This window comes from Kitasatospora sp. NPDC085895 (assembly GCF_040702125.1).
Lineage (GTDB): Bacteria > Actinomycetota > Actinomycetes > Streptomycetales > Streptomycetaceae > Kitasatospora > Kitasatospora arboriphila.
The window spans coordinates 1-1307 of sequence record NZ_JBFBJY010000236.1 but is presented as its reverse complement, the minus strand read 5'-3'; the positions used below and the strand labels follow the sequence as shown (position 1 = coordinate 1307).

The following is a 1307-nucleotide window of genomic DNA, read 5'->3' as shown; positions in this document are numbered from 1 at the left end:
CCCTCGGGGATCACAGGCTCAACGCTGAATTCCTCGTCCAGCTTTTCAGGTTCTAGCGCCAGCGCGTGAACCAACGAGCCGAACGTCATCGGATCGGTGCGCTCGCGCTGGATGGTTTTGATAACGTGGCGGCCGTGGTAATACATCAGGCTGATCCGCGCGTCCTTTGCCATCGTGCTGCTGATGCCGTTGGCGCTGTGGTAGACCTCGTTCGGAATATCCAGATAGCGCCCTGGCTCGAAGTATGCCGGGGCTGCCGGTTCTTCCCGGCGCGGTGCGTCGACGATTGCCGCGGCAGCCTCGTTCTGTACTTCGACTGGCGCTGCGGTATCGGCGTTCTCACCTGACAATTCCGCCGTTTCGCCTGACACTCCGGCCATTTCCGTTGACGAATCTAGGAATTCGCGAACATCGTCGCCGGTTGTGGCGCCCGCGGCGTCGACCTTGGCCAGTGGTGACTCATTAAACAATGTGGAAACGTCGAAGAAGCCACCACCCATGCTGCGGAGCTCTCCGGGTTGCTGCTGCGCGACTTCCGTTTTTACGCCCTCATTTGAGGCGTCAACCTGCGCGGGCTCTGGGTTTTCCTGCTGCTGCGCGCCGCTGGCTGCGGCCATTTCCTGACATTTTTGCTCTGCTGCCCGGCGTGCTTCCTGCAAATAAAACTCAACACGGGAATCGATAAATGCGACACGCGGCTCCTTTTTATCCTGCCAGTTTTCCAACACATCGCAGGTAAGGTGGTGAACCTCATCCGCGATCAGCTGTTTGAATGGGTCGCATGTCTCGATCTCTTTGGCCAGCAGCCGAGCGATGTAGCTGTGTGATATGCCTTCGCCGACGGCCGCGGTCAACTCGGCAACGTCGCTTTCATCCATAACACCAGTCGTTCCGGCCAGCGCCGCACGTATTTCAGCCCGCAGCCATGCGCAGCGTTCTGTCTCGAACTCTGCGACCACTTCATCTTTTTCACCCGCATTTGAGGCCGCTTGTTGCGCTTCGGCGCCAGTTTGTTGCACGGTCTCTGTGTTTTGTTGCGCCGGTTTAGCGTCGACCTCGATCAGATTGGCGTTGATATAGCTGCGCAGCGCACCGGGGGTAACGTGCAGGTTTTCTTCGGCCCCGCGGATTAGTGCAACAATCGCCTGTCGGGAGAACTGCAAAACGCCTGGCGTGGCGCTGAGCTGCTCATTCCAGGCTTTCAGCGCCGCATCGTTGCGCTTTTTCATCTCAGTGACCGCGCGGATAATGGCGCCGGGCGGGTTGGAAATGTCGAAATCAGACGGATACAGCGCGCAGCCGATTAC

The 1307-nt window shown here is 58.7% G+C and carries 1 protein-coding gene; it reads right to left on the bottom strand.

Annotated features, from left to right (window positions below; translation table 11 throughout):
* A partial coding sequence (locus AB0442_RS42515; protein WP_366168855.1) for a hypothetical protein occupies positions 1 to 1307 on the bottom strand: 1307 nt, incomplete at both ends.